A 6,223-nucleotide genomic window follows, 5' to 3' on the forward strand; every position below is an offset into this window, starting at 1 on the left:
CCCCCAATAGGGGAGGGAGAAGTAGAGCGCGCTCCCGGCGCGACTTTCACGGTAAGGCGCCCGCGCCACCCCGCAAGATGAAAGTGGCGGGCGCTTTGGCCGTTCCCCCACCCCGCCCTCCCCCAATAGGGGAGGGAAAATTGGAGCGCGCTCCCGGCGCGACTTTCACGGTAAGCCCTAAGCGCGTTCTTGACCATGCGGCCAGCGGATCTCATACTTCGTTGTACGGCAATCACTTGACTGGTTTCTAGCTCATGTCACTGATCCATCTGATTTATGTCAGCACCGCGCCCAAGGAGTTAGGCACCGCCGAACTCGATCGCATTCTCGAATCCAGTGTCCGCCACAACACGCCACAGCAGGTGACCGGTATGCTGCTCTATGCCGGCGGTAGCTTCATGCAGGTTCTGGAGGGCGAAGAGGCCGCCGTGGATGAAACCTTCAAGCGTATCAAACAGGACCCGCGCCACACCAACGTGTTCGAGATCGCGCGGGAGCCGCTGACTGAACGCAACTTTGAGCGCTGGAGCATGGGTTTTCGATGCCTCGGCGCGCACGACGCCGCGAGCCACCCCGGCTATGCCCCGTTCTTCGCGCGTGGCTTCGATCCCGCCACCATCGGCGCCCATCCGGGTCTCGCACTCGAGATGCTGATGGATTTCGGCAGGAACCAAGGCGCCGGCGGGGTCGGCTGACGCTATTGCGTGTCAGCCGCCGGAGCGGGCCAAAATCCATGATCCAGCATCGGTCTAGCCCTGAAAGGGCGTGACATGACGGCAAAGCTCCGTATGTCACGCCCTTTCAGGGCTAGACTCGCTGACCTACCTCATACCCAGGGCGTTGCCCTGGGCTGGTATATTCGACCCCGTTGGGGTCGGTACGCAAAATAGGGTGGAACCGGGTGCTTAGCCCCCGCCCTCACCCGTTCTTCGCCTTCTCAAACGCCGCCGCGAAGGCGCTGTTGGCAGGTGCCTGCTGCTGTTGCAGCGGCTGACGCGCCGACGGCTGACGTTGCGGCGTTCGCCGGTCGCCCCCCGGGCGGCGGGGTTGCTCCGCCTGGCGGGGTTGGTCACGCCGCGGCGCATTGCGTTCCGGACGTTCCCCACCGGTCTCAACTGCACGCTGTGGCATGGGCTCCGTGAGGCGCATGGAAAGCGCCACGCGTTTGCGCGGCAGGTCGACCTCCAGGACCTTGACCTTGACCAAGTCACCCGACTTCACCACCTCATGCGGGTCCTTGACGAAGCGGTCGGCAAGCATCGAGATGTGGACCAGACCGTCCTGGTGGACACCGATGTCGACGAAGGCACCGAAGTTGGTGACATTGGTCACCGCGCCCTCCAGGATCATGCCGGGCGTGAGATCCTTGAGCGTCTCGACCCCCTCTTTGAACTCGGCCGCCTTGAACTCGGGACGGGGATCGCGACCCGGTTTCTGGAGTTCGGCAAGGATGTCCTGGACGGTCGGCAGACCGAAGCGCTCGTCCGTAAACTCCTTGGGCTCCAGGCGCCGCAGGGTGGCGACATCGCCGATCAACGCGCCGATGTCCTTGCCCGCCCGCTCGCAGATGCGGCGTACCACCGGATAGGCCTCCGGGTGGACGGCCGAGGCATCCAGTGGCTCGTCCCCGCCCGGCACCCGCAGGAAGCCGGCGCTCAACTGAAAGGCCTTGTCACCAAAACGCGGCACGGCCATCAACCGCTTGCGGTTGCTGAATGCACCGTTGGCCTCGCGGAAGGCGACGATGTTCTCGGCCAGGCCCCGGTTGAGACCGGAGACCTGGGTCAGCAGGGGCACCGAGGCGGTGTTCAGATCGACCCCGACGGCGTTAACGCAGTCCTCCACGACCGCCTCCAGGGTACGCGCCAGGCGGGTCTGGTTGACGTCGTGCTGGTATTGGCCGACCCCGATGGCCTTGGGCTCGATCTTCACCAGTTCGGCCAGCGGGTCTTGCAGCCGCCGCGCGATGGAGACCGCACCGCGCAGCGACACGTCCATCCCCGGTAGTTCCTTGGAGGCGAGTTCAGAGGCCGAATAGACCGAGGCCCCGGCCTCGCTGACCACCAGTGAGCGCAGGCCCAGGGCCGGGTGGCGCTTGATCAGCTCGCGGGCAAGTTTGTCGGTCTCCCGCGAGGCGGTCCCATTGCCGATGCTGATGAGCCGCACCGCATGGGCCTCACAGAGCACCGCCAGCCGGGCGAGCGAGGCATCCCACTGGTTCTTGGGTTGATGGGGATAGATGGTGTCGGTGGCGGCGACCCGGCCGGTGGAGTCGACGATCGCCACCTTGACCCCGGTGCGCAACCCCGGGTCCAGGCCCAGGGTGGGCAGGCGCCCGGCGGGGGCGGCGAGCAACAGGGCCTTGAGATTCAGGCCGAAGACGCGGATCGCCTCCGCCTCGGACGCCTCCATCACCCGGCCTTTCAGGTCCAGGTCCAGGCGCGTCAAGAGTTTGACGCGCCAGGTCTTGCGCACCGTCTCGGCGAGCCAGTCGTCCGCCGCGCGGCCCTGCTGCCGCAGGCCGAAGCGGGCGGCGATCAGTGCACGATAGGGCAGGTCCGGCTCGTCACCCTCACCGGGAATGAGATCCAGGTTCAGCACCCCGACATTGCGCCCACGAAAGAGCGCCAGGGCGCGGTGGGAGGGGAGCTTGGCGAGCAGCTCCCGGTAGTCGAAATAATCGGAGAATTTATTACCGTCCTGCTCCTTGCCCGCGACGACCTTGGAGACCAGGATACCCTCCTCCCACAGGCGATCACGCAGGTTCCCGGTCAACTCGGGGTCCTCGGCGAAGCGCTCCATGAGGATCTGGCGCGCACCCTCCAGTGCCGCGGCAACATCGGCCACGCCTTTGACCCCGTCGACATAGGCGGCGGCCGCCGTGGCGGGGTCCTGCGTGGGGTCGGTCACCAGGCCGTCAGCCAAGGGTTCAAGCCCCGCCTCGCGGGCGATCTGGGCCTTGGTGCGGCGTTTGGGCTTGTAGGGAAGGTAGAGGTCCTCGAGCCGCTGCTTGGTATCTGCACCCTCGATCTCGGCGCGCAACGACGGCGTCAACTTGCCCTGCTCGGTGATGCTGGCGAGGACCGCGGCGCGTCGCTCACTGAGATCCCGCAAATAGACCAGACGTTCCTCCAGGTGCCGGAGCTGAATGTCGTCGAGGCCGCCGGTGGCCTCCTTGCGGTAGCGGGCGATAAAGGGCACGGTGGCGCCCTCGTCCAACAGCCGGATGGCCGCCTCCACCTGGTCGGCGCGGGCCTGGACTTCGTGGCTGATGGTCTCGGTAATGGTCTGCATAGAGCGAGCGGTCCTGCGTAGATTGGAGATGCCGATGCGGCAAGAACGAGGGGCTACAGTTTAACAGTCGCGCCCCTGACCCATCGCGGGAACGTCCGGGAAGTGCTCACACCAAGACGCCAGGACAACCATTGGCGGATAATACCCTGCCGCAATCCCCACCCATCCAGCTCACCAACCATCGGGCACCCATGCACGCACTGATCCACTGGCAGCCAACCACGGCGGCCCCCTCCATCGCACCCGGCGGACTGCACCTCTGGCACCTGAGCGCGGACGCGCACGGCGACGACCTGGACACCTGCCTGACCCTGCTCGGGGAGCGCCAGCGGCGGCGCGCCCTGGGCATGGCCCACCCGGGTTTCCGGGAGCGCTACATCCGCGCCCAGGCCGGGCTGCGTCGGGTCTTGGGCCTCTATCTGGACATCCCGCCGCGGGCGGTCGGATTCGTCTATGGTCCGGCCGGCAAACCAGCGGTCGCTCAGGCCCTGGGGGCGCTTGAGTTCAATTTGACCACCACCGCCGACCTGGCCCTGGTCGCGATCTCCCGCGGGACTGAGGTCGGCATCGACTGCGAGTGGCTACGCCCACGCCGCGACCTCGACGCCATTGCCCGGCGCGTATTCACACCCGCGCAGGTCAGCACGCTGCTGGCGACCGCACAGAGCGATCGTCTCAACTATTTCTACCGCGCCTGGACCGCCCTGGAGGCGGACGCCAAGGCCGACGGCCGCGGCCTCTTCCGCTCACGCCCCCCCGACGCCCACCCGCCGCAGATCAGGCACTTCATCCCCGCACCCGGACACATCGCCGCCGTCGCACGGGCGCAGCTCCCACCCCGTGAGCAGTGGCTCACCCTGGAGCTGTTGCCGCTGATGCCGGGCTAGATGTACTTGACCTCGAGGATCTCCAACTCCCGCTTGCCGCCGGGGGCATCCACCAGGGCGACATCGCCCTCACTCTTGCCGATCAGCGCACGGGCGATCGGCGAACTGACGGAGATCATGCCTTGCTTCAAGTCGGCCTCGTCTTCGCCCACAATTTGGAAGGTACGTTCCTCGTCCTTCTCCACCTCCAGCACCTGCACCGTGGCACCGAACACCACCCGCCCGGTGGCCGGGAGCTGGGTGACGTCGATGATATGAGCGTGACTAAGCTTGCCGTCGATATCTTTGATGCGGCCCTCAATGAAACTCTGCTGCTCGCGGGCGGCGTGGTATTCGGCGTTTTCCTTGAGGTCACCGTGGGCGCGCGCCTCACTGATCGCCTCGATCACGCGCGGGCGCTCGATCCGCTTGAGCCGCTCCAGTTCCTGCCGCAATTTCTCAGCGCCCCGGGCAGTGAGAGGTACCTTACTCATCAGTGCAATCCTCAGTGTAGATCTTGTAACCGATTGACGCTCAAGATATCCAATTGCTTTAGCGCCAGGCACGTGGCCTCCGCTCCGGCGATCGTGGTGGTGTAACTGACCTTGTGCTGGAGTGCGGCGCGGCGGATCTCGGCCGAATCGGCAATCGCCTGAGCGCCCTCGGTGGTGTTGACGATGAAGCTCACCTCACGGTTCTTGATCATATCGACGATGTGAGGCCGGCCCTCCATGACCTTGTTGACAATGACACAGGGCAGCCCGGCCTCATGCACCGAAATGGCCGTGCCGCGGGTGGCATACAGGGTAAAACCCAGGGCCAGCAGGTCGCGTGCGACGCGAATCAGCCGCGCCCGATCGGCCGCCCGTACGCTGAGCATCGCCTTACCTTTGACCGGCAGCAGGGTTCCAGCCCCTTCCTGGGCCTTGGCGTAGGCCTCACCGAACGACTCACCGACCCCCATCACCTCACCGGTAGATTTCATCTCCGGACCCAGCACCGTATCCACGCCGGGGAACTTGATGAAGGGGAACACTGCCTCCTTGACGAAATAGTGTTTGGGCCGAACCTCGCGAGTCAGACCCTGTTCCGCCAGGGACTTACCGACCATGCAGCGGGCGGCGACCTTGGCCAGTGCGACCCCGATGGCCTTGGAGACGAAGGGCACCGTGCGCGAGGCGCGGGGATTGACCTCCAGGATATAGATGTCGTCCCCCTTGATGGCGAACTGGGCATTCATCAGCCCCACCACATTGAGCCCATGGGCCATCTGCGCCATCTGGAAGCGCATCCGGTCTTGCAGCGACTGCGACAGGGTATAGGGCGGCAGCGAGCAGGCGGAGTCGCCAGAGTGCACCCCCGCCTGTTCGATATGCTCCATGATGCCGCCAATCAGCACATCCTTTCCGTCGCAGATGGCGTCGACATCAACCTCAATGGCGTCATCCAGGAAGCGGTCCAGCAGCACCGGCGACTCATTGGAGACCCGCACCGCGTATTTCATATAGCGGTTCAGTTCAGTCTCGTCAAAGACGATCTCCATCGCCCGCCCGCCCAGGACATAGGACGGGCGCACCACCAGCGGATAACCGATGCCGGCGGCCTTGGCCACCGCCTCCGCTTCACTGCGGGCCGTCGCGTTGGGCGGCTGCATCAGCCCCAGTTGGTGGATCAACTGCTGGAAGCGCTCCCGGTCCTCGGCACGGTCGATCGCGTCCGGAGTGGTGCCGATGATGGGCACCCCATTGGCGTCCAAGGCGCGGGCGAGCTTCAGCGGCGTCTGGCCGCCGTACTGCACGATGACCCCGAGCGGGCGCTCCTTGTCCACGATCTCCAACACGTCCTCCAGGGTCAGCGGTTCGAAATAGAGCCGGTCGGAGGTATCGTAGTCGGTGGAGACGGTCTCCGGGTTGCAGTTGACCATGATGGTCTCGTAACCCATTTCGTCCAGGGCGAAGGCCGCGTGTACGCAGCAGTAGTCGAACTCAATGCCCTGCCCGATCCGGTTCGGCCCGCCGCCGATGATCATGATCTTTTTCTTTTTCGAGGGCAGGATCTCGTTC

At 65.3% G+C, this 6,223-nt stretch carries 5 protein-coding genes; 2 read left to right on the top strand and 3 right to left on the bottom strand.

Going from position 1 to position 6,223, the window contains the following annotated elements; translation table 11 throughout:
* Positions 1-254 precede the first annotated feature (254 nt).
* Positions 255-695 carry a BLUF domain-containing protein gene (locus tag QZY44_RS11135; protein WP_295446165.1) on the top strand — a complete coding sequence of 147 codons (441 nt, stop codon included), beginning with the start codon at positions 255-257 and terminating at the stop codon, positions 693-695.
* Between the two features lie 223 nt (positions 696-918).
* On the opposite strand, the gene QZY44_RS11140 is transcribed toward QZY44_RS11135, so the two are convergent.
* Complete coding sequence (locus QZY44_RS11140) at positions 919-3,294, bottom strand: Tex family protein (RefSeq protein WP_295446168.1); 2,376 nt, start codon at positions 3,292-3,294, stop codon at positions 919-921.
* 131 nt (positions 3,295-3,425) lie between these two features.
* On the opposite strand from QZY44_RS11140, the gene QZY44_RS11145 reads away from it, so the two are divergent.
* Positions 3,426-4,181 (top strand): 4'-phosphopantetheinyl transferase superfamily protein, encoded by a 756-nt coding sequence (locus QZY44_RS11145; RefSeq protein WP_295446170.1) that lies wholly within the window; start codon positions 3,426-3,428, stop codon positions 4,179-4,181.
* On the opposite strand, the gene greA is transcribed toward QZY44_RS11145, so the two are convergent.
* Together greA and carB are read right to left on the bottom strand one after the other, a co-directional pair.
* A complete protein-coding gene (gene greA / locus QZY44_RS11150) occupies positions 4,178-4,654 on the bottom strand; it encodes a transcription elongation factor GreA (protein WP_295446172.1) in 477 nt (158 codons plus the stop codon). The two genes, QZY44_RS11145 and greA, sit on opposite strands and share 4 nt — an antisense overlap.
* A gap of 11 nt (positions 4,655-4,665) precedes the next feature.
* The coding region (carB, locus tag QZY44_RS11155; protein ID WP_295446174.1) for a carbamoyl-phosphate synthase large subunit at positions 4,666-6,223 on the bottom strand (1,558 nt) is incomplete at its 5' end.

Source organism: uncultured Thiodictyon sp., assembly GCA_903837595.1.
GTDB lineage: Bacteria > Pseudomonadota > Gammaproteobacteria > Chromatiales > Chromatiaceae > Thiodictyon.